This window comes from Leclercia sp. W17 (assembly GCF_003336325.1).
GTDB lineage: Bacteria > Pseudomonadota > Gammaproteobacteria > Enterobacterales > Enterobacteriaceae > Enterobacter.
In genome coordinates this window covers 26,421-49,593 of the sequence record NZ_CP031101.1, presented here as the reverse complement: position 1 = coordinate 49,593, position 23,173 = coordinate 26,421, and the positions used below count along the sequence as shown (strand labels likewise).

At 58.3% G+C, this 23,173-nt stretch carries 24 protein-coding genes; 12 read left to right on the top strand and 12 right to left on the bottom strand.

Annotation, left to right across the window (positions count from 1 at the left end; translation table 11 throughout):
* Window positions 1-48 precede the first annotated feature (48 nt).
* A complete protein-coding gene (locus tag DVA44_RS00240; protein WP_114385490.1) occupies window positions 49-708 on the top strand; it encodes a TetR/AcrR family transcriptional regulator in 660 nt (219 codons plus the stop codon).
* Here the strand turns inward: DVA44_RS00240 and DVA44_RS00235 are convergent.
* Window positions 705-1,124, bottom strand: coding sequence for a GNAT family N-acetyltransferase (locus tag DVA44_RS00235; RefSeq protein WP_103824278.1), 420 nt, complete (start codon window positions 1,122-1,124; stop codon window positions 705-707). The two genes, DVA44_RS00240 and DVA44_RS00235, sit on opposite strands and share 4 nt — an antisense overlap.
* A gap of 319 nt (window positions 1,125-1,443) precedes the next feature.
* Between DVA44_RS00235 and DVA44_RS00230 the strand changes: the two genes are divergently transcribed.
* Window positions 1,444-1,740, top strand: a complete 297-nt coding sequence (locus DVA44_RS00230; RefSeq protein WP_114388354.1) for a YicS family protein — start codon at window positions 1,444-1,446, stop codon at window positions 1,738-1,740.
* A 36-nt stretch (window positions 1,741-1,776) separates the two neighbouring features.
* Here the strand turns inward: DVA44_RS00230 and DVA44_RS00225 are convergent, their stop codons facing one another.
* Window positions 1,777-2,724: a LacI family DNA-binding transcriptional regulator gene (locus DVA44_RS00225; protein WP_103824277.1), complete on the bottom strand. Its 948-nt coding sequence runs from the start codon at window positions 2,722-2,724 to the stop codon at window positions 1,777-1,779.
* 294 nt (window positions 2,725-3,018) lie between these two features.
* Here DVA44_RS00225 and DVA44_RS00220 point away from each other — a divergent pair, with 294 nt between their 5' ends.
* From DVA44_RS00220 to DVA44_RS00195, 6 genes are all read left to right on the top strand, one after another.
* Window positions 3,019-3,333, top strand: coding sequence for a PTS sugar transporter subunit IIB (locus DVA44_RS00220; protein ID WP_103824276.1), 315 nt, complete (start codon window positions 3,019-3,021; stop codon window positions 3,331-3,333).
* A gap of 12 nt (window positions 3,334-3,345) precedes the next feature.
* Window positions 3,346-4,671: a PTS sugar transporter subunit IIC gene (locus DVA44_RS00215; RefSeq protein ID WP_103824275.1), complete on the top strand. Its 1,326-nt coding sequence runs from the start codon at window positions 3,346-3,348 to the stop codon at window positions 4,669-4,671.
* Window positions 4,672-4,688: 17 nt separating this feature from the next.
* Window positions 4,689-6,074, top strand: a complete 1,386-nt coding sequence (locus tag DVA44_RS00210) for a glycoside hydrolase family 1 protein (protein WP_103177667.1) — start codon at window positions 4,689-4,691, stop codon at window positions 6,072-6,074.
* 11 nt (window positions 6,075-6,085) lie between these two features.
* Window positions 6,086-6,388, top strand: coding sequence for a PTS lactose/cellobiose transporter subunit IIA (locus DVA44_RS00205; protein WP_072250852.1), 303 nt, complete (start codon window positions 6,086-6,088; stop codon window positions 6,386-6,388).
* A 161-nt stretch (window positions 6,389-6,549) separates the two neighbouring features.
* Window positions 6,550-7,929, top strand: a complete 1,380-nt coding sequence (locus DVA44_RS00200; protein WP_114385489.1) for a carbohydrate porin — start codon at window positions 6,550-6,552, stop codon at window positions 7,927-7,929.
* A gap of 132 nt (window positions 7,930-8,061) precedes the next feature.
* Entirely contained in the window at window positions 8,062-8,967 is a 906-nt protein-coding gene (locus DVA44_RS00195; RefSeq protein ID WP_114316300.1) for a DMT family transporter, read from the top strand.
* Window positions 8,968-9,004: 37 nt separating this feature from the next.
* Here the strand turns inward: DVA44_RS00195 and nepI are convergent, their stop codons facing one another.
* The 10 genes from nepI to ivbL all read right to left on the bottom strand — a co-directional run bounded on the left by nepI (window position 9,005) and on the right by ivbL (window position 19,306).
* The gene (gene nepI / locus DVA44_RS00190) at window positions 9,005-10,195 is read right to left on the bottom strand and encodes a purine ribonucleoside efflux pump NepI (protein WP_114388353.1); all 1,191 of its coding nucleotides are present in this window, start codon (window positions 10,193-10,195) and stop codon (window positions 9,005-9,007) included.
* A 171-nt stretch (window positions 10,196-10,366) separates the two neighbouring features.
* The gene (locus DVA44_RS00185; RefSeq protein WP_114316301.1) at window positions 10,367-10,819 is read right to left on the bottom strand and encodes a DUF1198 domain-containing protein; all 453 of its coding nucleotides are present in this window, start codon (window positions 10,817-10,819) and stop codon (window positions 10,367-10,369) included.
* Between the two features lie 129 nt (window positions 10,820-10,948).
* On the bottom strand, window positions 10,949-11,953 hold the full coding sequence (locus tag DVA44_RS00180) for an alpha/beta fold hydrolase (RefSeq protein WP_114385488.1): 1,005 nt from the start codon (window positions 11,951-11,953) through the stop codon (window positions 10,949-10,951).
* Window positions 11,954-12,115: 162 nt separating this feature from the next.
* Window positions 12,116-13,507, bottom strand: a complete 1,392-nt coding sequence (gene uhpT / locus DVA44_RS00175) for a hexose-6-phosphate:phosphate antiporter (protein WP_103177659.1) — start codon at window positions 13,505-13,507, stop codon at window positions 12,116-12,118.
* A 132-nt stretch (window positions 13,508-13,639) separates the two neighbouring features.
* Window positions 13,640-14,959, bottom strand: coding sequence for an MFS transporter (locus tag DVA44_RS00170; RefSeq protein WP_114385487.1), 1,320 nt, complete (start codon window positions 14,957-14,959; stop codon window positions 13,640-13,642).
* The gene (gene uhpB, locus DVA44_RS00165) at window positions 14,952-16,457 is read right to left on the bottom strand and encodes a signal transduction histidine-protein kinase/phosphatase UhpB (RefSeq protein WP_114385486.1); all 1,506 of its coding nucleotides are present in this window, start codon (window positions 16,455-16,457) and stop codon (window positions 14,952-14,954) included. Before uhpB ends, DVA44_RS00170 begins: the two co-directional genes overlap by 8 nt.
* Window positions 16,457-17,047, bottom strand: a complete 591-nt coding sequence (uhpA, locus tag DVA44_RS00160; RefSeq protein WP_114316305.1) for a transcriptional regulator UhpA — start codon at window positions 17,045-17,047, stop codon at window positions 16,457-16,459. Before uhpA ends, uhpB begins: the two co-directional genes overlap by 1 nt.
* A 77-nt stretch (window positions 17,048-17,124) precedes the next feature.
* Window positions 17,125-17,412 carry an acetolactate synthase small subunit gene (ilvN, locus tag DVA44_RS00155; RefSeq protein WP_039032259.1) on the bottom strand — a complete coding sequence of 96 codons (288 nt, stop codon included), beginning with the start codon at window positions 17,410-17,412 and terminating at the stop codon, window positions 17,125-17,127.
* Window positions 17,413-17,415: 3 nt separating this feature from the next.
* A complete protein-coding gene (gene ilvB, locus DVA44_RS00150; protein WP_114385485.1) occupies window positions 17,416-19,104 on the bottom strand; it encodes an acetolactate synthase large subunit in 1,689 nt (562 codons plus the stop codon).
* Between the two features lie 103 nt (window positions 19,105-19,207).
* Window positions 19,208-19,306 carry an ilvB operon leader peptide IvbL gene (ivbL, locus tag DVA44_RS00145; RefSeq protein ID WP_103824263.1) on the bottom strand — a complete coding sequence of 33 codons (99 nt, stop codon included), beginning with the start codon at window positions 19,304-19,306 and terminating at the stop codon, window positions 19,208-19,210.
* A gap of 524 nt (window positions 19,307-19,830) precedes the next feature.
* Between ivbL and tisB the strand changes: the two genes are divergently transcribed.
* From tisB to dsdA, 4 genes are all read left to right on the top strand, one after another.
* On the top strand, window positions 19,831-19,920 hold the full coding sequence (gene tisB, locus DVA44_RS00140) for a type I toxin-antitoxin system toxin TisB (RefSeq protein ID WP_039032257.1): 90 nt from the start codon (window positions 19,831-19,833) through the stop codon (window positions 19,918-19,920).
* 73 nt (window positions 19,921-19,993) lie between these two features.
* Complete coding sequence (locus DVA44_RS00135) at window positions 19,994-20,440, top strand: GNAT family N-acetyltransferase (protein ID WP_114385484.1); 447 nt, start codon at window positions 19,994-19,996, stop codon at window positions 20,438-20,440.
* A gap of 186 nt (window positions 20,441-20,626) precedes the next feature.
* A complete protein-coding gene (emrD, locus tag DVA44_RS00130) occupies window positions 20,627-21,811 on the top strand; it encodes a multidrug efflux MFS transporter EmrD (protein ID WP_114317163.1) in 1,185 nt (394 codons plus the stop codon).
* Between the two features lie 62 nt (window positions 21,812-21,873).
* Entirely contained in the window at window positions 21,874-23,172 is a 1,299-nt protein-coding gene (gene dsdA, locus DVA44_RS00125; protein WP_114385483.1) for a D-serine ammonia-lyase, read from the top strand.
* Window position 23,173 lies beyond the last annotated feature (1 nt).

Below are 23,173 nucleotides of genomic sequence, written 5' to 3'. Positions count from 1 at the left end.
AATTAATATTTATCTAAGTTATGAATCAGGTCAAGGGATCCCCCGCGCATGTCAGCACATAAAGATAATTCCGACCCTACGCCACAGGCTCGCCGCCCCGGACGCCCACGCGGAAGCAAACCCACCGCCACCAGCCGGGAGCAGCTGCTGGATATCGCCCTCGATCTCTTTACGCGCCAGGGGATTGCCCGTACCTCCCTTAACGCCATTGCCAAAGAAGCAGGCGTGACGCCAGCGATGCTGCACTACTACTTCAACTCTCGGGAGCAGCTGCTTGATGCGATGATCGAGGAGCGTTTTCTACCGCTTCGCAGCGCCATCGCGACGCTTTTCAGCGCTCACCCGGACGATCCGGTCACCGCCCTGACGTTGATGGTGGAAAAGCTGGCCGAACTGGCCGGAGAGCATCACTGGTTTGCGCCGCTGTGGATGCAGGAGGTGATCGGTGAAATGCCGGTGCTGCGTGCGCATCTGCAAGCCCGCTTTGGCGATGAGAAATATCAGGGGACGCTGGATACCGTCGCCCGCTGGCAGCAGGAGGGTAAACTGAACCGCGATCTGGCGCCGGAGCTTTTATTTACCACCCTGTTGAGTCTGGTGCTGGTACCCTTTTCGCGCATGCGCAATGACGAGAGGTTAAGCGCCCTCTCGCCGGAACGTATTGTGCGCCATGCTCTGGCGGTGATGGGCGGCGGTATTGGCGCTTAAAGCGCCTTCGACAGGTAATGTCGTTGTATTCCCGGATAGGGGAAATCGTTGAGCGTCATTTCCAGCTTATAGCCCTGCTTTTCATAAAACGGACGCGCCTGGAAACTGAAAGTGTCCACCAGTGCATGTCGGCACCCCTGCTTCCGGGCCTCGGCTTCGGCGGCTTGCATCAGCTGGCTGCCAAGCCCGCTACCACGCAATTCATCGGATACCCACAGGTATTTGATGTTCAGCCACTCGCCCTGGCGGTTGCCGATGAGTCCGCCGCGCATGTTGCCGCTGTCATCGCGGGCATAGACGGCGAGATCGCTCCCCACGCGGGAAAAATCAATAAACTGGCTGTTATAGATCCGCAGTAGCTGGAGTAACTCTTCCTGTTCGTGTTCAGTAATGGTGTCGGTAATACTCAGTTGCATATCAATCCCCCGTTACGTTGCAGATCGACTATCGCATACTCCGCCCGGGATACAAACGCCAAATTCTGGCTCCGTGCGGGTTAAAAATGTAAGTGCAATCAACGGAAAAGTACCTTCGCGAGTCGCATCACCCTTTATTACCTGTCACCCGCCAGCCGTCACACATTTTTTTCTGCGCTTTCCTCTCAGGCAAATTCTGCGGCTACGCTTAGTCGTACCCCTGCGCAACTATTGGCAAAATTAATACTTTCGGCTTGGGTCGCAAAGGCGGATGTAACGATATATTTCATAAACGTGTGTGTTTTTTTCGGAGGTTTCCATGAAGTCAGCGCACCTGTTTTGCCTCATCTTCTGCCTGCTTTTCGCCGCCTTCGTTCATGCTCAGGAAATGAACGATCCGGCAAAGTTAGAGCAGATGAAACAGGCGGTTTTAAAGGATGTGAAGAAAGCCTGTGCCCCACAACGCAAGCAAACCGATAAAGAGTGGCAGGCGATGATCATGGCGTCTGAGGCGAATCAGATGCTGGTCAAAAACGCGGTGGTGGCGATGGAGCGGAACAACCAGGAGGGTTACTGGGATGCTGTCAGTCAGGTGGACTGCATGGAGGATTACTGATTACGCATAAAGGGGCCATATAGCCCCCTTAATATTTTAGCGACGCACATCCGGAATAATTAAATCCCCGCGCAGCACATACGAACCCAGCATCTGGGTCTTCTCATTCAGCCAGCTGACGATCCGTGCCGCCATGGCATCCATTGAGTACTCAATCGCCGGAATGGTTGGAATGCCCGGCAGATGCAGTGAACCCGCCAGACTGAAGACCATGATGTCGCCCGGCACCGATCGGTTGAACGCCTGGAGCTGGGGGATCACCCGCTGCGCTTCCTGCTCGTCGGCCACCAGCAAGGCGTTGAAGTTGAGCGTGGAGGCGTTGTTGAGCAGCTCCTGCAGGGCCACGGAGGAAGAGGTGGCTTCCATAAAGACCAGGTTGCGATTAAACGGCAGGAAGTTCTTTTCCAGCCCATGCTTGTAGCCCAGCAGCACCTGATCGGCAAAACCACTGCCGTACGGGTGGATCAGGGCAATCTGGCGTCGCCCCTGGCTGGCGAGGAAATTACAGGCGGTTTCCGCGGCAAAAGCGTGGTCATACTGGATACTATTGACGTTATTGGTTTCCATGCAATCCACCAGGATGACGTTCTCCTGATCGATCTGCAACGGGAAACGGGCGCCAATAATCAGAATGTCATCGCATAGCCCGCAAGAGAGTTCATCCAGCGCGCTCATGACTTCGGCTTTGGTATTGGCGAAGCGAAGCAGCAGGTGCTTCTGGTGCTGGCTGAGGTGTTTTTCCAGCGCGTAAAGGTAACCCGTAGTCTGGTTAATGTTGTCCTGCGCACAAATGACGCCGATACAACCGGTTGTCTGGCTCAGCAGCGATTGGGCAATCACGTTTGGCCGGTAGTTCAGCTCTTCAACTGCTTTCAGTACGGCCTGACGGCTGGCTTCCTTCACGCCGCGCGACCCGCTCAACACCCGTGATACCGTGGCTTTGGACACCCCGGCCAGACGTGATACATCGTTGATTGTAGACATCTTTATCCCCTGACAGGTCTCTCCAGGCCCCTGTAATTCCTGATTCCACTTCGGCTCATATTATAGCCACTCAGGAGTATATCTGTTTCCGTTTTCTATGGAAACCGATTTTCCGTTTCCACTCTAAGTGATGCAAAAGCAGCCAAAATATGTGACCCAAATCCGATAAACAGCCCCTATAAGTAATGGATCTTGATGGCTGTCACACTTCTGTCTTATATGCATGGAAACCGGTTTCCATATGTTATCCAATCATCTCCGCAATAACTATTTACATTTTGAGGATGGTTGTCGATGTTCAAGATTATGCTGTGCTGTTCTGCCGGGATGTCTACCAGTCTGCTGGTACGGAAAATGGTCGAAGCCGCGGAAGAACGCGGAATCCCCGTCAAAATCGATGCGTACGGTGTTTCAGAATTTGATACACAGTTTCCGCAATATCAGGTCGTGCTTCTCGGACCGCAAGTCAAATACATGCTAAAAACGCTCTCAGACAAGGCTGCCACTCAGGGCATACCCGTTCAGTCCATCGATACAATGGATTACGGTATGCAACGTGGCGATAAAGTGCTGGACTATGCTCTGTCGCTCATCGAAGCGGCACACTAAGAAGGTGTTCTCATGAGTTCGTTATATCAATCTATGGTTGCCGTCATTGAGCAGTCCATCGCGCCGCTGGCAGGCAAGCTGGGCCAGCAGAAGTACGTGATTGCCATCCGCGACGGCTTTACCGCCGCGCTGCCGTTTATGATCATCGGCTCGTTTATGCTGGTGTTCATCTTCCCGCCGTTCTCCGCGGACACCACCAACAGCTTTGCCCGCGGCTGGCTCGATTTCTCTGAAACCTACCGCGACCAGCTGATGTTGCCGTTTAACCTCAGCATGGGCGTGATGACCTTCTTCATCGCGGTAGGGATTGGCGCCAGCCTGGGCCGCCAGTTTAATCTCGACCCGGTAATGTCCGGCCTGCTGGCCTTTATGGCATTCCTGCTGGTCGCCGCGCCCTATGCCGACGGTAAAATCTCCACCCAGTATCTGTCGGGCCAGGGGATCTTCACCGCGCTGATCACCTCTATCTATGCCACCCGCGTTTACGCCTGGCTGAAAGATCATAACGTCACGATCCGCCTGCCGAAGGAAGTGCCAACCGGTGTGGCGCGCTCGTTTGAGATCCTGATCCCGGTGGTAGTGATAATCGGTACGCTGCACCCGCTGAACCTGTTTATCGAAGCGCAAACCGGGATGATTATCCCGCAGGCGATTATGCACCTGCTGGAGCCGCTGGTTTCCGCCTCTGACTCCCTGCCTGCCATTCTGCTCTCCGTACTGCTGTGCCAGATCTTCTGGTTTGCCGGTATCCACGGCGCGCTGATTGTCACCGGCATCATGAACCCGTTCTGGATGGCTAACCTTTCTGCCAACCAGGCCGCACTGGCTGCTGGCGCTGCGCTGCCACACGTCTATCTGCAGGGCTTCTGGGATCACTACCTGCTGATTGGCGGTGTGGGCTCTACCCTGCCGCTGGCCTTCCTGCTGCTACGTAGCCGTGCAACGCACCTGCGCACTATCGGCAAAATGGGCATCGTGCCAAGCTTCTTTAATATCAACGAACCGATTCTGTTCGGTGCGCCGATCATCATGAACCCGATGCTGTTTATTCCGTTCGTGTTCGTTCCGATGATCAACGCTTGTCTGGCGTATACCGCCACCAAACTCGGCTGGCTGGCACAGGTTGTGTCGCTGACGCCGTGGACGACGCCGGCTCCGATTGGCGCCTCCTGGGCGGCAAACTGGGCCCTGAGTCCGGTGGTGATGTGCGTCATTTGTATGGTGATGTCGGCGCTGATGTATTTACCTTTCCTGCGTGCTTATGAGCGCTCCCTGGTGAAAACCGAAGAGCAGAAAGCGCAGGCGTCTGTAGGTGCAGCAGAGACCGTCGGCAATTAAGTCAAAGAGGACGTTTTATGAAATATGCATTTCCCGAAAACTTCTGGTGGGGTAGCGCCTGTTCTGCACTGCAAACCGAAGGGGAAAGCCAGGGCGGCGGCAAGGGATTAACCACCTGGGATCACTGGTTCGCCACACAGCCAAATCGCTTTCACAACGGGGTGGGGCCGCAGAATACCTCCACGTTTTATCAGCACTGGAAAGCCGACATTCAGCTGTTAAAGCAGCTGAACCACAATAGCTTTCGCACCTCGATAAGCTGGGCGCGCCTGATCCCGGAAGGTACCGGTGAAGTGAACCAGGAAGCGGTGGCGTTTTACAACCAGGTGATCGACGAACTGATCGCCCAGGGCATTACGCCATTCATCACCCTGTTCCACTTCGACATGCCGATGGCGATGCAGGAGATTGGCGGCTGGGAAAACCGCGATGTGGTCGCGGCCTATGCCCGCTACGCAGAAACCTGCTTTGAGCTTTTTGGTGATCGGGTAATGCACTGGTTTACCTTTAACGAGCCGATTGTGCCGGTAGAGGGCGGTTATCTGTATGACTTCCACTACCCGAACGTGGTCGATTTCCGTCGCGCCGCCACCGTGGCTTATCACACCGTGCTGGCCCATGCGCAGGCGGTTCGCGCCTTCCGCGCCGGGCATTATGCCGGTGAGATTGGCATCGTGCTGAACCTGACGCCGTCCTATCCGCGTTCGCAGAACCCGGCGGATGTGAAAGCCGCGCACCACTGCGATCTGCTGTTTAACCGCAGCTTCCTCGACCCGGTGCTGTGTGGTGAATACCCGGCGGATCTGGTGGCGATGCTGAAAGCGCACGATCAGCTGCCAGCCTGTCTGCCAGAGGACAGCGCGCTGATTGCCGACGGTAAAATCGACCTGCTGGGCATTAACTACTACCAGCCGCGTCGGGTGAAATGCCGTGATACGGCCATTAATCCCAACGCGCCGTTTATGCCAGAGTGGTTCTTCGACAGCTACGAGATGCCGGGCCGCAAAATGAACCCGCATCGCGGCTGGGAAATCTACGAGCCAGGTATTTACGATATTCTTATTAACCTGCGCGATAATTACGGCAACCCACGCTGTTTTATTTCTGAAAATGGTATGGGCGTTGAAAACGAGCAGCGTTTTATTGAGAACGGTCAAATTAACGACCAATATCGTATCGAATTTATTTCTGAACATCTTAAATGGCTGCATAAAGGTATTAGCGAAGGCTGTAATTGCCTTGGCTACCATATGTGGACATTTATTGATAACTGGTCGTGGTGCAATGCGTATAAAAACCGATATGGCTTTGTCCAGCTCGATTTAGAAACGCAGCAACGCACCATTAAAAAGAGCGGAGAATGGTTTGCCGAAACCTCTCTGAATAATAGTTTCGATAAATAGAGTGGAAGATGATGATTGCCTTAGAAGAAGCAGTAATGGAAATCATCGTCAATGCTGGTCAGTCGCGCAGCCTGTGCTTTGAAGCACTGCATGCTGCGCGGCAGGGCAACTTTGACGAAGCGAAAAGCCTGCTGCGCGAAGCCGATGGCTACGCGCGCCAGGCGCACCATATGCAGACCAAACTCATCGAACAGGACGCAGGCGAAGCCCGTCAACCGATGACCTTAATTATGGTGCATGCTCAGGATCATTTAATGAACTCGCTGCTGGCCCGTGAATTATCCGAAGAGATTATTCATTTATACCAGCGCTAATATTTAAATATCAGTGATGGAGATAGCTTTACGATAATAGTGTAAACCCTCTGTGCCCGAAAAAATAAAATCAACTTGTTCTGATGATAGCGACATATTTTGTCAATGCGGAACGGGATGGTTATTGTCTGAATAAAATTTAAATATATATTGAGATAACCATGAATATGATTAAAAAACTTCCATTAACAATGGCGGTTATCGCCGCGCTTTGCCCGATTTCTGTACTCGCACAAGAATTTACGCAGGAGCAAATCGACGCCATTGTCGCCAAAGCGGTGGATAAAGCGCTGGCAGAACGCCAGGCAAAAATGGATGCCGCGGTAGCGAAAAAAGCCGACGTCATCAACGAACCGCAAAGCGCCGCGCAGTCTCCGGATATGGCGATCCCGTTCGGCATTAAATTTACCGGTTATGCCCGCTACGGCGCCCACTTCCAGGCCGCCGATCAGAAATACGTTGCCGTAGATGGCTCCTATAACGGCGCCTCGGCGATTGGTCGTCTGGGTAACGAAAGCAACGGCGGCGAGTTCCAGCTTTCCAAAGCCTTCAGGGGCGAGAACGGCGCCATCTGGGACGTCAACGTGATGATTGACCACTGGGGCGACGAAGTTAACCTGAAAAAAGCCTACGCCGGGGTGACCAATATTCTGGCATCCAACCCGAACGCCTATATCTGGGCCGGTCGTGACTTCCACCAGCGTCCGCAACAGGGCATCAACGATTACTTCTGGATGAACCACGATGGCCAGGGTGCCGGGGTGAAGAACTTCGACATCGGCGGCGTGCAGTTTGATGTGGCCACCGTGGCGGCAGTGGAATCCTGTAGCCCGGAAGTGATGGACGATGAAGCCAACCCGTCGCGCATCACCTGTACCGGCGGCTCCGGCACCGGCGACAAGGGCAACTACGCGGCCACCTCCAAAATTCATGGCATGAAGCTCGGCCCGATCGATCTGGAGCTGTACGCCAACTACGGCTTTGACTCCAAAGCCATCGACACCGAAGAGCGCACCAACGCCTGGCAGGGTGGCGTGGTGCTGAGCCACACCAACGACAGCGGCGTGAACAAAGTGATCGCCCGTTACTCTGATAACTCTGACAACAGCGTGTTCAACAAAACCGAGGATCTGACCACGGTGTACGCCAGCTTCGAAGGGCTGCACAAGTTCACCCCGGCGACCCAGGTGGAGTACATTCTGGCCTTCCACGACTATGACAACAGCCGTGACAACACCGACAACCGTAAGAACTACAACGCCATCGTGCGTCCGATGCACTGGTGGAACGACGTTCACTCCACCTGGCTGGAAGCGGGCTGGCAGCATGTTGATTACGACAACGGCGGCGATAACAAAGGCTGGAAGCTGACCCTGTCGCAGAACATGTCTATCGCTATGGGCCCGGAATTCCGTCCGATGCTGCGCTTCTACGTCACCGGCGGCAAGGTGGATAACGAACGCACCGCCCGCGTGAACAACACCCAGGACGAAACGCTCGACGACTTCAACGTCGGCGCGATGTGGGAAGCCTGGTTCTAACCCCTGCTGCGCCCGGCGGCGCTGCGCTTGCACGGGCCTACAAGGTTTTGTAGGCCGGGTAGGCGTAGCGCCACCCGGCAGGCCCCGTGTTATGCTGCTGGCCTTTGAAAAGCCAATATCGCAGGGGAGAACATGGGTTCCACACGTAAAGGGATGCTGAACGTCCTGATCGCCGCCATTTTATGGGGCAGCTCAGGGGTTTGCGCGCAGTACATCATGGAGAAAAGTCATATTTCCTCGCCTTACCTCACCATGGTTCGCCTGCTGTTTGCCGGCGTGATCCTGCTGACACTCTCATTCATTCACGGCGACAAGATTTTCTCGGTCATCAAAAATCGCAAAGATGCCCTTAGCCTGCTGATTTTCTCCCTGTTCGGGGCGCTGATCGTCCAGCTCACCTTCCTGGTGACGATTGAAAAATCCAACGCCGCCACCGCCACCGTGCTGCAGTTCCTCTCCCCGACCATTATCGTGGCGTGGTTTGCGCTGGCGCGTAAAAAGCGCCCGGGGATTTTCGTGCTGGCGGCGATCATGACCTCGCTCATCGGCACCTTTTTACTGGTCACTCACGGGGATCCAACTTCGCTGACCATCTCCCCTGCTGCGCTCTGCTGGGGCATCGCCTCCGCCTTCGCCGCGGCGTTCTATACCACTTACCCCTCAGCGCTGATTGCCCGCTACGGCACCCTGCCGATCGTCGGCTGGAGTATGCTGCTGGCCGGGTTAATGCTGACGCCGTTCTATGCCGGGCGTGGCACTACCTTCGTTATCGACGGCAGCCTGCTGCTGGCCTTCTTCTATCTGGTGGTGATCGGCACGTCGGTGACCTTCAGCCTCTATCTGAAAGGCGCGCAGATGATTGGCGGGCCAAAGGCGAGCATTCTGAGCTGCGCCGAGCCGCTGAGCAGCGCCCTGCTGTCGGTGATTTTACTGGGAGTGGCGTTTACCCTGCCGGACTGGCTGGGCACGCTGCTGATTGTGTCGTCGGTGGTGCTGATTTCGATGGATTCGAGAAGAAGAGCTCAGACATCGTCGTAGCCTGATGCCCTCTCCCGGCGGGGAGAGGGCCAAAAACTTACTGCGCCTTCACCTTCCCGGCTACCAGCAGCGCCGTCAGCAGCATCAGGGTGCCGGAAATCACCACCGGTGAGGTGAGCCCTAAATTATCCAGCGCCAGGCCGCCCAACGCCGCACCGCAGGTATTCGCCAACTGGATCACCGCCACCTGAATGGACCCGGCCTTTTCCGCCTGATCGGCCAGCGAGCGGGTGATCCATGTCGACCAGCCCACCGGGATCAGCGCAAAGGCAAAGCCCCAGATAATGGCGATCGCCGAGGCGACCCACTTGTCGCTGCCCCACAGGATGAGTACAAGCGCGCTGACCGCCAGCACCAGCGGCGCCCCCGCCAGGGCCACCTTCAGGGAGCGTTTCAGGAACTGCGACGACAGCGAGGTGCCGACAAAGCTGGCGATACCGAAGCTTAACAGCACCAGCGTCAGGCCATCGACGTCAAACCCGGCCATGGTCATAAACACCGGGCGGATATAGGTAAAGAAGGCAAACTGCCCGGCGAAGGCCATAAAGATGGCGGTCATCCCCGCCAGCACGCCCGGGCGTTTCAGCAGGCTGAACATGTTCTGCTTGTGGTGCGCGGCTTCGCCCGGCAGCGACGGCAGCGCCTTCCAGACCCACAGAATACAGAGCACGCCCATCACCGCAGCACCGTTAAAGACGTTGCGCCAGCCGATAATTCCCCCGAGGAAGCTGCCCAGCGGTGCGGCAATCACCAGCGCGATGGAGACCGCCCCGAAGATGACCGAGAGCGCTTTCGGCACGGTGCGCGCCGGCACCAGCCGCATGGTGAGCGAAGCGGACATCGCCCAGAACCCACCGAGCCCCAGCCCGAGGCAGGCGCGCCCTAACAGCAGCAGGGTGAAACTTTCAGCGAAGGAGACCAGCAGGCAGGAGAGGGTCAGCAGCACGCTGAACAGGATCACCACCTTGCGACGGTCAATGGTGCCGATCGCCTGGGTGATAAACAGGCTGGCAAACATCGCCACAAACGCAGTAACGGTAACCGACTGGCCCGCCAGCCCTTCAGATATGCCCAGATCCTGCGCCATCGGCGTCAGCAGGCTGACCGGCAAAAACTCCACGGTAATGAGGCAGGCGACGCAAAACGCCACGGAAAAAACCGCCGACCAGTTCGGGCGAGAAACCGCGTCGGCATGGGGCGAAGGGGCGGATTGGATCTGTTCTGTCATGGCATCACCTGAGGAGAAAACGAGCGGGAAAGCCGCGCAGTTTAACAGTTTAAATGTGATCCATTTAACGTTTTGACAACTTTTGGCACTTTTTGCCGGGCGGCGCTGCGCTTGCACCGGCCTACGGGTTTTCCAGGCCCGGTAAGCGTAGCGCCACCGGGCGATGTTTAATCAGTGCAGGAAGAAAACCCCCTCTTCCGGCAGGAAGAGCTGGTTATAGCGCAGCTGGAAGGCGTTAAGCTCGTAGGGATCGGGCTCCATGTCGCGCATAAAACCGAGCGCCAGGCGAACCTGCGCATCGGTGATCGGCGCGGCGAGACGCGCCTTGCGCAGCAGGCGATACCAGTTCTGCAGGTTGTTTTCACTGCTGTCGACGATGCACACCTGCCAGATCAGCAGCACCTGCGCGGCATTGAGCAGATGCGCCTCGTCGGGACGTTCAAGGTAGCGGATAAACTCATTGCCGGCGCTTTTGCCAAACTGGTCGATCATCGACTCCAGCGGCACGGGGGTGATCCCCAGCCGTTCACTGAGACGACGAATGGCGCGCCGGGAACCCGACGTCATGACGCGAAAGCCCACCACAAATACCACGGCCAGCGTAGCCAGCATTATCCAGACCATGCACTCTCCTTACGATTAGCCATGCATGATATCGGGAAACGTGGCGCGTCAACAGCAGGTAACGTCGTATTAATAAAGCAACAAACAGTGGATCGGGCCGGGGAAAACCGATACCTGCCGCATGAAGCGTTACTGCGTCTGTAACCCCTTCAACAGCACCTCATGGAAACGTTCGGGATCCTGCATCTGCGGGGCATGACCCATATCGTCAAACTCCACCAGCGTGGCGTGTGGGATACGCTTCGCCGTCTCTTTGCCCAGCACCGCGTAGTTGCCCAGCGTCTTACGTATTTCCGGCGGGGCGAGATCTTTGCCGATGGCGGTATTGTCCTTCGTACCGATCATCAATAATACCGGCATCTTCAGCTCGCTGAATTCATACATCACCGGCTGGGTGTAGATCATGTCGTAGAGCAGGGCCGAGTTCCAGGCCACCCGCTCTTTACCCGGCCCGTTATTCAGCCCGGCGAGCATGGTGACCCAGCGTTCATATTCCGGCTTCCACTCTCCGGCGTAATAGGTATTTTTTTCGTACTGGCGGATGCCGTCGGCGCTGGTTTTTAGCTCGCGCTGATACCACTGATCGACCGTAATGTGCGGCACGCCGCGCGCCTTCCAGTCCTCCAGACCAATCGGGTTAACCATCACCAGCTGTTCCACCTCCTGGGGCCACATCAGCGCGTAGCGGGTCGCCAGCATGCCGCCGGTGGAGTGACCAATAACGGTAACGCGATCGATCCCCAGTTCTTTCAGCAGGGCATGGGTGTTATCCGCCAGCTGCTGGAAGGTGTATTGATAGCGCTCCGGCTTGGTGGATTTGCAGAAACCGACCTGATCGGGAGCCACCACGCGGTAGCCGCTGGCGGTGAGGGCGCGGATGGTGCCGTCCCAGGTGCCGGCGCAGAAGTTTTTACCGTGCATCAGCACCACGGTGCGGCCGTTGGCGTTTTCCGGCTTTACGTCCAGATAGGCCATATCCAGCGACTGATTTTGCGAGGTGAAGGTGAAGTGTTTCACCGGCCAGGCGTAGTCAAAACCTTCCAGTTTCTCGCCGTAGGTGGGGGTATCGGCCGCCAACGCGGGTGAGGCCAGCGCCATCAACAGCGCCAGGCAGGATAATCGTCGGGTCAACATGCAAGCTCTCCGTTAGCAAAGGGGCTAAGGCTGCGCGAAAGGCGGCAGCAAACTAAAACTGTAGAGCATAGGACGGAGCGGATGTGTAAAGCGGGGTAAGGTAATCGGGGTGAGAATGTAAAAAAGCCCGGCATCACGCCGGGCAAGAAGTTACCTGCACACTCAGGCTGCTTTCAAACGTTGTACGCGTTTTTCGCGGCGGATCTTGCGCTCTTCCAGCACCGCAACCATCGCCATCAGGACGATACAGCCGATGGCTGCCGCATCCAGCGCGGCAAAGGTGCCTGCCCAGCCGGTAAGGCCGAAGATCGGCGTGCCGTCGGCAATCATCCCCAGACCGAGCTTAGCGAAGCTGTCGCCGATCAGGTAAGCGAAGGTGCCTTTAATCCCATCGGCGGCGCCGATCGCTTTTTTCGGCACGAAGCCGACCGCCGCCACGCCGATCAACAGCTGCGGACCAAACACCAGGAAGCCGAGCGCGAACAGGGAGGCGAGATAGACGTACTGGTTGCTGGCATGCTGATAAATACCCAGCGTGGCGATAATCAGCGCCAGCGCGACGCAGGCAACCAGCGCACGACGGCCATTGGCGAGATCGGAGAGCCAGCCCCACAGCAGGGTGCCAACCAGCGCGCCCACTTCAAACAGGGTGAAGCCCTGGATCGCCACCTCTTTGGAGAGCTTTAGCTCCTGGAAGGCATACACGGTTGACCACTGGTCGATACCGATGCGCACCACGTACAGGAAGATATTGGAGAAGCAGAGCAGCCAGATGACTTTGTTTTTCAGCACGTACTCAACAAAGATCTGCCATTTGGTCATCTCGTTCTCTTCGGTCTCTTTGTCCTCTTCGCTGATCTCTTCGTTAAACAGCTCTTCGGCTTTACCCAGACCGTATGATTCCGGGGAGTCGCTGCCGAAGCGCAGGCCGATAAAGCCGACGATCAGGGCGATAATCGACGGGAAGATAAACATGCCGATCACGTGGCCGTCGAAGAGGTAGTTCGCGCCGAACAGCGCCACCCCTGCCGCACCGGCACCGCCGAGGTTGTGGGAGATGTTCCACATGCCGAGGTACGAACCACGCTTGCGGCGCGGTGTCCATTTGGTGATGGTGGAGTAGCTGCACGACCCGCCGGTACTCTGGAAGAAGCCGCTCAGGGCGTAGAAGGCGATCATCAGGAACAGGCTGACGGAGCCCGCGCCCATGCTGGCGCTGAAGCCGAGCATACAGATGGCCGAGAGGATCAGCATAAACGGCAGGAACTGCTTGGTGTTTTTGCCGTCCGCATAGTAAGAGACAACGGTTTTCCCCACCCCGTAGGTGATGGAGAAGCCGAGGCCAATCATCCCCAGCTGGGTCATGCTCAGCCCGTAGGTGGAGATCATGTCGTTCTGGGCAATGTTAAAGTTCTTGCGGATCAGATACATCGTCAGGTAGCCGATAAAGACCACCAGATAGGACTGCATGAAGGGTTTGAACCACATTTTGCGCCGCACATCGAGCGGCAGATCCAGGGTCGGCTTGCGCACCTGATTTAAGAAGGCCAGCATGTATCAATGTCTCCCGAGCTGATTTTTGCCGCATTGTAAAAATCAGCCGGGCGTGACGCCTGAGACAGCGTCCAGGCGGAACCGGGAAAATTTCTTAGTTTTGCCCCACTCGCGGTGAAAAGGTGAGGCGCATCACATCACACTGGCTTCACGCGGGGCCTGGGCGTTAAGGAAAGGCAGCAGCAGCAGGGCCGAAATCCCCGCCGCGATGGCGATCACCGCGAAGAACCCGCTCCAGTGCCAGATGTCGATCACCCGGGCCAGCGGCCAGCCGGAGAGCGATGCCCCGAGATAGGCGAACAGCCCGACAAAGCCCGTCGCCGCCCCTGCCGCGTCCTTGTGGGAGCACTCCGCCGCCGCCATGCCGATCAGCATCTGCGGACCAAACACAAAGAAACCGATGGTGAAGAAGCACGCCGCCTGCATCACGTAACTGGCAAACGGCATCAGCCACAGCGAGCCGACCGAGAGCAAAATCCCGGCGGCGAAGATGAGGTTCATTGGGCCACGGTTGCCGTTGAAGAGCTTATCCGAGCCCCAGCCCGCCACCAGCGCGCCGATAAACCCGCCCAGCTCAAACATCGTCACCGCCGAGTTGGCGGTGACCAGATCCACACCCAGCGTCTCGGACATATACAGGTTGCCCCAGTCGTTGATCGCCGCGCGCACCACGTAGACCAGCACGTAGCAGAGCGACAGCAGCCAGATATAGGGATTTTTCAGCACGTATCGGGTGAGGATCGCTTTGCGGGACAGCCCCGCCCCCTCCTGCTGCTGGGCCATCTCCATCTCATCGTGCCGCCAGTCGCCCACCGCCGGAAGGCCCACGGTTTGCGGCCGATCGCGCAGACGCCAGCAGAGGAACAGCCCGGCAAAGATTGCGAGACAACCGGCAATCATCATCCCCGCGCGCCAGCCGTAGTGCAGCGCTGCGGCACCGACCACCATCGGGATCAGCGCCCCGCCGACGTTATGGGCGGTGTTCCAGATCGCCCACCAGCCGCCGCGCTCGTTGCGCGAGTACCAGGCGGTGAGCAGGCGGGCACAGACCGGCGCGCCCCAGCCCTGGAAAAAGGCGTTCAGCGCCCACAGCAGGGCGAAGGCCCAGAGCGAGGTGGAGAAGCCGAACAAGATGTTCACCACGCCGGTGGCGATCAGCCCAACGCCCATAAAGTAGCGCGCGTTGGAACGGTCGCTGACGATGCCGGAGAAGAACTTCGACAGGCCATAGGTGATGTAAAACAGCGTCGCCAGCAGGCCGATATCGGTGCGGGTCATCACCCCGCTGGCGAGGATCTCCGGCGCTGCGGCGTTGAAGCTTTTGCGGGTGAAGTAGAACAGCGCGTACCCCAGCCAGAGGGTAGTCAGAATATGGCGTCGCCAGTAGCGGTAGCGGGCGTCGATTTCCGCCTTATCGCTTATCGGTGCAGCATCGACAGGGGGTTTAAACATGGTGACTCCGAAGCGGTAAACTGACGCTGACGCGCGTCCCGTGGGTGCAGGAGAGATTCAGCGTGCCGCCCAGCGCCTTCACGCGCTCGCGCATCCCCGCCAGGCCAAAGCCCTGTTGCCCGGAGCCCGGCGGCAGGCCGCAGCCGTCGTCTTCAATCACCAGCATCAGGCGCTCGTCCTGCTGCCAGCCCTGTATCGTGACCGCGCTGGCGCTGGCGTGTTTTACGATATTGTTCAGCCCCTCCTGACAGACACGGAACAGGGTGACGCGCTGGCCTTCGCTCAGCGTTGTCTCGTCGATGTCCCAGTCGAGATGGCTGACGATGCCGCGGCTCTCCAGCTCCATCTCGCGCATCAGGGAGCGCACCGCCTGTTCCAGGGTCAGGTCGTCGAGCTGACGCGGACGCAGCCTGCCCAGCAGGCGACGCACCGAGTCATATACGCCCAGCGAGAGCTGTTCGATATGCGCCCCGCCCTGCTTCACCCCGGCGTTGTCCGCCGCCAGACGCTGGACGATACCCGCCTGGGTACGAATGGCGGTAATGGTCTGGCCGATGTCGTCGTGCAGTTCGCGCGCCACCTCCTGCCGCACGCTCTCTTCGGTCTCCAGCAGGCGTTCTGCCAGGCGGCGATTGCGCGACAGCTCGGTTTGCAGGGACTGGTTCAGCTCACGCAGACGCTGAATGCCCGCGCCGAGCAGCAGCCCGGTCAGGCTCTGGGCCAGCAGGGAGAGCAGCAGATCGACGGGGTGATCGTGCCAGGTCTGGCTGGCAATCAGCGCGATGGCATTCATCAGCGTGGCGATCAGCGCCCCCTGCCAGCCGTAATGCCAGGCGAGAGCAATGATCGGCAGCGCCAGACAAAACGGCGTGAAGCGCGACAGCTCCGCGGGCAGACCAAGCTGCAACCACAGGCTCACCACAAACAGCAGCAGATACCAGATGAGATGCCGGGCGCGCCAGTTCACCGGTTGCGAAACCAGCGCCGGGCCAAGGGGCTGCCAGACGGTGCTGGTGAGGTAATGCCAGATGACGAGGCAGGTCGGGGCCAGGGTCAGGCCGCCGGTCAGAGTCAGCAGCAGGGCGTTAAGCATCTCCTTTTCGCCCACCCACGGCAGGGACTGCAACAGCGCGGCGGCGATCAGCGCGGCCCCCTGGCGCAGCAGGGTGCGCCAGTCGCGCTGGTGACGATAGCGGGAAATAAGCGCAACCGGGAGGAGCGTGAGCAGGCTTCCGGTCATCAATAAGGGCAGATGCGCCAACGCCACCTGCTGTGTCAGCCAGACCAGCATCAGCCACTCGGCGCCCAGCAGCACCGGCCAGTAGCCGCGCGGACATTGCAGCATCAGCCCCAACCGCAGGCCGAAGGGGAACAGCAGCACCGCCAGCTCCGGGCGTTCTACCAGATGCAGGCTGATGCTCCACAGGCAGAACCAGGCGGCGGAGAAGATAAAGAAGCTGGCGACCACCGCCACCAGCCGGGAGAAAAAGGCGTGCATTACCAGCCGTCAAACATGCGGCGCGCCAGCTCAACGTCATTGCTGACGCCCAGTTTTTCCATCAGGTTGGCGCGGTGAACATGTACGGTTTTTGGCGACAGGCCAAGCTCAAGGGCGATCTCTTTCACCGCCATCCCCTGAGCCAGCTTTTCCGCCACCTGGCGTTCGCGTCGGGTAAGCGGGTCCTGGCGTCCGGCCGCCAGCTTGAGGGCGATATCTGGCGTCAGGTAGCAACCGCCGGTGGCGACGGTGCGCACAGCGGCAATCAGCTCGTCCGGGCTACAGCGTTTGGAGAGAAACCCGCGCGCGCCCGCGTTCAACGCCTGCTCCACCAGCGCCGGACTGTCGTGAACCGAGAGCATGATGGTCGTTATTCCCTTGGGCAGCTGGCTCAGCAGCTCCAGCCCGGAGAGGTCCGGCATTGAGATATCGCAGATACAGACCTGCACCCCGCGTCCCGGCAGGCCGGCCAGCGCCTCGCGGCCGGAGCCGAACTCGGCCACCACCTGAAAATCGGGCTCCAGGCTCAGCAGCTGGGCAAATCCGGAGCGGACGATAAGGTGATCGTCGATAAGGGCGATGGTGGTCATGGTGCGTTCCTGGCGGGCGGATAAAAAAACGCGCTTACCTTAACGATAAGCGCGCGGGTGTTCAAGCAATGAGCGATTTATTCGAAGAACACCGCAATTTTGTTAAACATGGTCGGATCGGACTGGTTACGCACCACTTTTACCACATCTTCCAGCTTGTCGATCTGGGCCATCATCTGCTCCAGACGCTGGTCATCATTCACCAGTAGCCAGATACGGCTGTGCTCGCTCCCCTGAATTGGCAAACAGAGGATGCCTTCCACGTTGAACGCCCGGCGGGCAAACAGCCCGCAGACGTGGGTCATGACGCCTGGGTGGTTGCGGACGGTGAGTTCCAGAATGACGTTATCATTTTGCTTCTGCATGGCTTATTCCCCCACCATTTCTGTATTGGCCGCACCCGGCGGTACCATCGGATAAACTTTTTGTTGTGGATCGATACGCACGTGGATCAGTGCCGGGCCAGGGCGTGAGATCGCCGCCTGCAGCGCGGCCTGCGCATCCTCTTCGGCATTCAGATCGCAGGTGTGCAGGCCAAAACCGGCGGCAATCTGCATAAAGTTAATCATTCCCGGATAGGTGGCGGCAAAGACGCCCTGCTTGTAGAACAGGCTCTGCTGCTGATGCACCAGCCCCAGCGCTTCGTTGTTCATCAGGATGATTTTTACATCCAGCTGATTTTCCGCCGCGGTGGCCATCTCCTGGATGTTCATCATCAGGCTGCCGTCGCCGGAGAAGCAGATCACCTTGCGGTCCGGATTCGCCAGCGCCGCGCCCACCGCCGCAGGCAGACCAAAGCCCATGGTCCCCAGCCCGCCGGAGGTCAGCCACTGACGCGGACGGTTCAGCGGATAGGCCTGGGCGGTCCACATCTGATGCTGTCCCACGTCGGTGGTGATAATGGCGCTGTCGTCCACGCAGGCGGCCACGGCGTTAATCAGCCCGTAGTGGCTCAGCGGATCGCCGCCGGTCGGGATAGCGCCCGGGAACTCCTGCTGCAAACCGGTAACCTGCTCACGCCACGCGGTGCGTGGGGTGGCCTCAATGTGCGGCAGCAGCTGCGCCAGCACTTCGTTAACGTCGCCCTGGATCGCCACGTGCGGCTGCTTGATTTTGCCCAGCTCGGCGCGGTCGATATCCACATGAATGATTTTGGCGTTCGGGCAGAACTGCTCGGTTTTGCCGATCGCCCGGTCATCAAAACGTGCCCCGAGAACGATCAGCAGGTCAGCTTCCTGCAGAATAAAGTTGGTGCTGCGCGCGCCATGCATCCCGAGCATCCCCAGCGACAGCGGGTGTGCGTTGGGCAGCATGCCCAGCGCCATCAGGGTCATGGTGGTCGGCAGGTTGGCCTTTTCTGCCAGCGCACGCACCGCATCAGGCGCGTCGATCACCCCGCCGCCCAGATAGAGCACCGGGCGCTGGGCGGCGTTAATCATCGCCGCCGCCTCGCGTACGCTCTCGACGCTAAATTCTGGCGATGGCGCGCGGGTGCCTGGCTCTGGCAGAACCTCGATCTCAATTTCAGCGGTCTGCACATCCTTAGGAATGTCTATCCACACCGGACCCGGACGACCGGACTGGGCGATACGGAACGCATCGCTGATAACCTGCGGTAATTCGCTGATATCACGCACTAAATAGTTGTGCTTGGTGATGGGGATAGAGATGCCGTAGGTGTCCACTTCCTGAAACGCATCGGTGCCGATCATTGAGGCAGGCACCTGGCCGGTAATGCAGACTAACGGGATAGAGTCGAGACGCGCGTCGGCGATGGCAGTCACCAGGTTAGTGGCCCCCGGCCCGCTACAGGCCATGCACACCGCCGGTTTGCCCTGAGTACGCGCCATGCCCTGGGCGATAAAGCCTGCGCCCTGCTCGTGACGCGCCAGCACGTGGCGGATCTGCGTGCTCTGACTTAAGGCGTCATATAACGGGAGTACCGTCCCGCCAGGAATACCCGCAACCGTGGTAATGCCCTGACGTTCCAGCAGATGAACAATTAACTGCGCGCCAGTGAAACGCGTCTTGTGTGATGTTGTGCCCGAACTTGCCATGCTCCAGTCCTTTTATTCTGAGCCGACTTTCCGGGGGGGCTTTAAACGAAAAACCCCGCCGGTTTGCGCCGGCGGGGTTTGGAATCGTGTGTTGATCCAGTCCCTACGGCGCATTGCCGACGACGACCACCACACGCACGACGACCACTGCGGCTGGGTGCGCAGTTTTTAGTAGGGTCGCGGTGTTCATGGATGCAGTCATGGGGGACCTGTCTCTGGAATCATTAAGTGGATTTATACAAGCACAGGTTGAGAGGCGTGACAACGGAATTATTTTCATCTGCGTAAAAATGCGTCAACGATCACGTTTCGTTTGTCGAGTGATGAAAACAAAAAACCCCGCCGGAGCGAGGTTTTTTTTACAGCGTTTGCGGCTGGTGACCGCAGAGCACACTGTGTTACGTCAACGCCCGAAGTATACGCGATCGCACAGGAACGCGCAATTTTGAGCACGGATTTTGACGCATTTGAGTATGGATCGCCCTTCACGTTTTGTCCATAAATTACTGTTCATATATACAGTATTTATCTATACTGGTTGTGTTCACAGGGTGTGAGGGGAGCCGCTCGTAGTACACCGGCGCAACGAAGTCCTGGCTGAAACGGGTGGTGCCGTCAGCGCCTCCACTCCCCAACTGAGCACACTGTGTTACGTCAACAAAGGTGCTGGTCACAGGCGGCGGAAAGGTACGCCAGCATCGTGCTCCTTAACCAGAGGAGACGCGTATGAGCGTAGTGGATATGGTTGTACTTATCCTCAAACTCATTGTTGCAGCACTGCAACTGCTTGATGCTGTCCTGAAATATGTGAAGTAATTCAGGTTCAAGTCGCACCGAAGAGGGGCGGGAAACCGCCCCTCTTTAACAACGATAATAACGAGGGAATGCTATGTCGCGTTTGCTAATTGAACCCGTTACGCCGGACGAACCGGGGTATATCGCGCTTAAGGCCGAGAGCGTCGCGCTTAATTTCAACATGCTGCGCAGGCTGGAAGAGAACTGGCAGCGCGGCGAAAACCGCTTCAATGCCCCCGGCGAAAAGCTGCTGGGTGCGTTTCTCAATGGCAAGCTGGTAGGAATTTGCGGGCTAAACCGCGATCCGTTCAGCCAGCAGCCGCGGGCCGGGCGCATTCGCCATCTTTATATCAGCGAAAAGTGTCGCGGGCAGGGTATCGGCAGGCAATTGCTCGGAGTGGTGATGGCCGATGCCAGCATCTGGTTCGATTTTCTCAATACCCATGCGCCCCAGACCGCCTGGGCCTTCTACCAGCAGTCGGGCTTTACGCTGGTCGCCGACGAACCGCGCGTCACGCACCGGCTGTTTTGCGCGGTTTAAGCAAATGAATTAACGCTGGCAACATTCGTTGCCGCTGTCGTTTAAAAATCCTGCCTTCTTGCCCCTTCCCGTTCTTCAGCCGGGTACTTAACTTGTCATTTTCCTGTGGTAGATTCCTCGCGCATTTATGGGAATGCGCAGTCACTTATTCTTTATTTCTCACTTTTGGCAAAAGTATTCAGCGACATGAAAAGACAGCGGAACGTTAATTTACTCTTGATGTTGGTATTGCTGGTCGCCGTCGGACAGATGGCGCAAACCATCTATATCCCGGCCATTGCGGACATGGCGAAGGAACTCCAGGTCCGCGAAGGGGCGATCCAGAGCGTGATGGGCGCCTATCTGCTGACCTATGGCGTATCGCAGTTATTCTACGGCCCACTCTCGGACCGCGTGGGTCGCCGTCCGGTGATCCTGGTCGGCATGACGATTTTTATGATCGCGACGGTCATTGCCATGTCCACCCACAGCCTGAGCGTGCTGATTGCCGCCAGCGCGTTGCAGGGCGTCGGCACCGGCGTCGGCGGGGTGATGGCGCGCACGCTGCCGCGGGATATGTATCAGGGCACCCAGCTGCGCCACGCCAACAGCCTGCTGAATATGGGCATCCTGGTGAGCCCGCTGCTGGCGCCGCTGATTGGCGGCCTGCTGGATACCGTCTGGTCATGGCGGGCCTGCTATGGCTTCCTGCTGGTGCTGTGCGCTATCGTCACCTTCAGCATGGCGCGCTGGATGCCGGAAACCCGGCCTACTGAGGCGCCTCGCACCAGACTGCTCACCAGCTACAAAATCCTTTTCGGCAATGGGGCGTTTAACTGCTACGTGCTGATGCTGATTGGCGGCCTGGCGGGGATCGCCGTATTCGAAGCCAGTTCGGGCGTGCTGTTGGGCGCGGGGCTGGGCCTCAGCAGTATGGTAGTGAGTATTCTGTTTATTCTGCCGATCCCGGCAGCGTTCTTCGGCGCCTGGTTTGCCGGACGCGCCAATAAACGCTTTACTACCCTGATGTGGCAGTCGGTCGCAAGCTGCCTGCTGGCGGGGCTGATGATGTGGATCCCGGGGCTGTTCGGGGTGATGAATGTCTGGACCCTGCTGATCCCGGCTGCGCTCTTCTTCTTTGGCGCGGGGATGCTCTTCCCGCTGGCGACCAGCGGCGCGATGGAGCCTTTCCCGTTCCTCGCGGGCACCGCCGGGGCGCTGGTGGGAGGGCTGCAGAATATCGGCTCCGGCGCGCTGGCCTGGCTCTCGGCGATGATGCCGCAAAACGGACAGGCCAGCCTCGGTCTGCTGATGACCTTAATGGGGCTGCTGATTGTGCTGTGCTGGCTGCCGCTGGCCTCCCGCGCCTCGCATCACCAGCAGGCGGTGTAGCGCTCACTTGCCCTCGCGTCCGTTTCCTGTTTACTTAAGGGGATAACGCCTGCGAGGAACCTATGACGCCACAGACCCAGACATTAATCGCGCAATATCCCCTGCTCAATGCGCTGATCGCCCTGAAAGAGACCACCTGGCTTAACCCCAAAGCCACCACGTTGGCCGAAGGGCTGCCCTGGGTCGGCCTGACCCAGGCCGACGTGGATGATGCCCACGCGCGCCTGGCGCGCTTTGCGCCGTACCTGGCAAAAGCGTTCCCGGAGACGGCGGCCACGAACGGGATTATCGAATCGGAGCTGGTCGCCATACCGGCGATGCATAAGCGGCTGGAGACGGCGTTCGATATCACTCTTCCCGGCACGTTGTTGTTGAAAAAAGACAGCCATCTGCCGATCTCAGGCTCCATCAAAGCCCGCGGCGGCATCTATGAGGTGCTGACCCACGCGGAAAAACTGGCCCTCGCCGCGGGCCTGTTAACGCCGGAGGAGGATTACAGCATCCTGCTGGAGCCGCGCTTTAAAGATTTCTTCAGCCAGTACAGCATCGCCGTGGGGTCGACCGGCAACCTGGGGATGTCCATCGGCATCATGAGCGCCCGCATTGGCTTTAAGGTGACGGTCCATATGTCCGCCGACGCCCGTGAGTGGAAAAAAGCGAAACTGCGCAGCCACGGCGTGACGGTGGTGGAATATGAGCAGGATTACGGCGTGGCGGTGGAGCAAGGGCGCAAAGCGGCCGAAAGCGATCCGAACTGCTTCTTTATCGACGATGAAAACTCCCGCACCCTCTTCTTAGGCTATGCCGTGGCAGGCGCACGACTGAAAGCGCAGTTTGCTGAACAGGGCCGGGTAGTGGACAGGGATCATCCCCTGTTTGTCTACCTGCCATGCGGCGTCGGCGGCGGCCCTGGCGGCGTGGCGTTTGGGCTGAAGCTGGCCTTTGGCGACCATGTGCACTGCTTCTTTGCCGAACCTACCCATTCACCGTGCATGCTGCTGGGGGTGTATACCGGGCTGCATGACCAGATTGCCGTGCAGGATCTGGGGATCGATAACCTCACTGCGGCTGATGGCATGGCGGTAGGCCGCGCGTCCGGTTTTGTTGGCCGCGCCATGGAGCGCCTGCTCGACGGGTTCTATACCCTCTCCGATCAGAGCATGTATGACATGCTGGGCTGGCTGGCGCAGGAGGAGCAGATTCTTCTTGAGCCCTCCGCGCTGGCGGGAATGGCCGGGCCGGTACGTCTTGCCACTGCCGGGCACTATGCGCTGGACAACGCCACCCACCTGGTGTGGGCCACCGGCGGCGGCATGGTGCCGGACGAGGAGATGGCGAAGTATCTGGCGAAAGGGCGATAAC

What these genes read in the sequence shown, in the direction of transcription:
- DVA44_RS00240 (WP_114385490.1), top strand. Translation starts at nt 49, where the DNA reads ATGTCAGCACATAAAGATAATTCCGACCCTACGCCACAGGCTCGCCGC.
- DVA44_RS00235 (WP_103824278.1), bottom strand. Translation starts at nt 1,124, where the DNA reads ATGCAACTGAGTATTACCGACACCATTACTGAACACGAACAGGAAGAG.
- DVA44_RS00230 (WP_114388354.1), top strand. Translation starts at nt 1,444, where the DNA reads ATGAAGTCAGCGCACCTGTTTTGCCTCATCTTCTGCCTGCTTTTCGCC.
- DVA44_RS00225 (WP_103824277.1), bottom strand. Translation starts at nt 2,724, where the DNA reads ATGTCTACAATCAACGATGTATCACGTCTGGCCGGGGTGTCCAAAGCC.
- DVA44_RS00220 (WP_103824276.1), top strand. Translation starts at nt 3,019, where the DNA reads ATGTTCAAGATTATGCTGTGCTGTTCTGCCGGGATGTCTACCAGTCTG.
- DVA44_RS00215 (WP_103824275.1), top strand. Translation starts at nt 3,346, where the DNA reads ATGAGTTCGTTATATCAATCTATGGTTGCCGTCATTGAGCAGTCCATC.
- DVA44_RS00210 (WP_103177667.1), top strand. Translation starts at nt 4,689, where the DNA reads ATGAAATATGCATTTCCCGAAAACTTCTGGTGGGGTAGCGCCTGTTCT.
- DVA44_RS00205 (WP_072250852.1), top strand. Translation starts at nt 6,086, where the DNA reads ATGATTGCCTTAGAAGAAGCAGTAATGGAAATCATCGTCAATGCTGGT.
- DVA44_RS00200 (WP_114385489.1), top strand. Translation starts at nt 6,550, where the DNA reads ATGAATATGATTAAAAAACTTCCATTAACAATGGCGGTTATCGCCGCG.
- DVA44_RS00195 (WP_114316300.1), top strand. Translation starts at nt 8,062, where the DNA reads ATGGGTTCCACACGTAAAGGGATGCTGAACGTCCTGATCGCCGCCATT.
- nepI (WP_114388353.1), bottom strand. Translation starts at nt 10,195, where the DNA reads ATGACAGAACAGATCCAATCCGCCCCTTCGCCCCATGCCGACGCGGTT.
- DVA44_RS00185 (WP_114316301.1), bottom strand. Translation starts at nt 10,819, where the DNA reads ATGGTCTGGATAATGCTGGCTACGCTGGCCGTGGTATTTGTGGTGGGC.
- DVA44_RS00180 (WP_114385488.1), bottom strand. Translation starts at nt 11,953, where the DNA reads ATGTTGACCCGACGATTATCCTGCCTGGCGCTGTTGATGGCGCTGGCC.
- uhpT (WP_103177659.1), bottom strand. Translation starts at nt 13,507, where the DNA reads ATGCTGGCCTTCTTAAATCAGGTGCGCAAGCCGACCCTGGATCTGCCG.
- DVA44_RS00170 (WP_114385487.1), bottom strand. Translation starts at nt 14,959, where the DNA reads ATGTTTAAACCCCCTGTCGATGCTGCACCGATAAGCGATAAGGCGGAA.
- uhpB (WP_114385486.1), bottom strand. Translation starts at nt 16,457, where the DNA reads ATGCACGCCTTTTTCTCCCGGCTGGTGGCGGTGGTCGCCAGCTTCTTT.
- uhpA (WP_114316305.1), bottom strand. Translation starts at nt 17,047, where the DNA reads ATGACCACCATCGCCCTTATCGACGATCACCTTATCGTCCGCTCCGGA.
- ilvN (WP_039032259.1), bottom strand. Translation starts at nt 17,412, where the DNA reads ATGCAGAAGCAAAATGATAACGTCATTCTGGAACTCACCGTCCGCAAC.
- ilvB (WP_114385485.1), bottom strand. Translation starts at nt 19,104, where the DNA reads ATGGCAAGTTCGGGCACAACATCACACAAGACGCGTTTCACTGGCGCG.
- ivbL (WP_103824263.1), bottom strand. Translation starts at nt 19,306, where the DNA reads ATGACTGCATCCATGAACACCGCGACCCTACTAAAAACTGCGCACCCA.
- tisB (WP_039032257.1), top strand. Translation starts at nt 19,831, where the DNA reads ATGAGCGTAGTGGATATGGTTGTACTTATCCTCAAACTCATTGTTGCA.
- DVA44_RS00135 (WP_114385484.1), top strand. Translation starts at nt 19,994, where the DNA reads ATGTCGCGTTTGCTAATTGAACCCGTTACGCCGGACGAACCGGGGTAT.
- emrD (WP_114317163.1), top strand. Translation starts at nt 20,627, where the DNA reads ATGAAAAGACAGCGGAACGTTAATTTACTCTTGATGTTGGTATTGCTG.
- dsdA (WP_114385483.1), top strand. Translation starts at nt 21,874, where the DNA reads ATGACGCCACAGACCCAGACATTAATCGCGCAATATCCCCTGCTCAAT.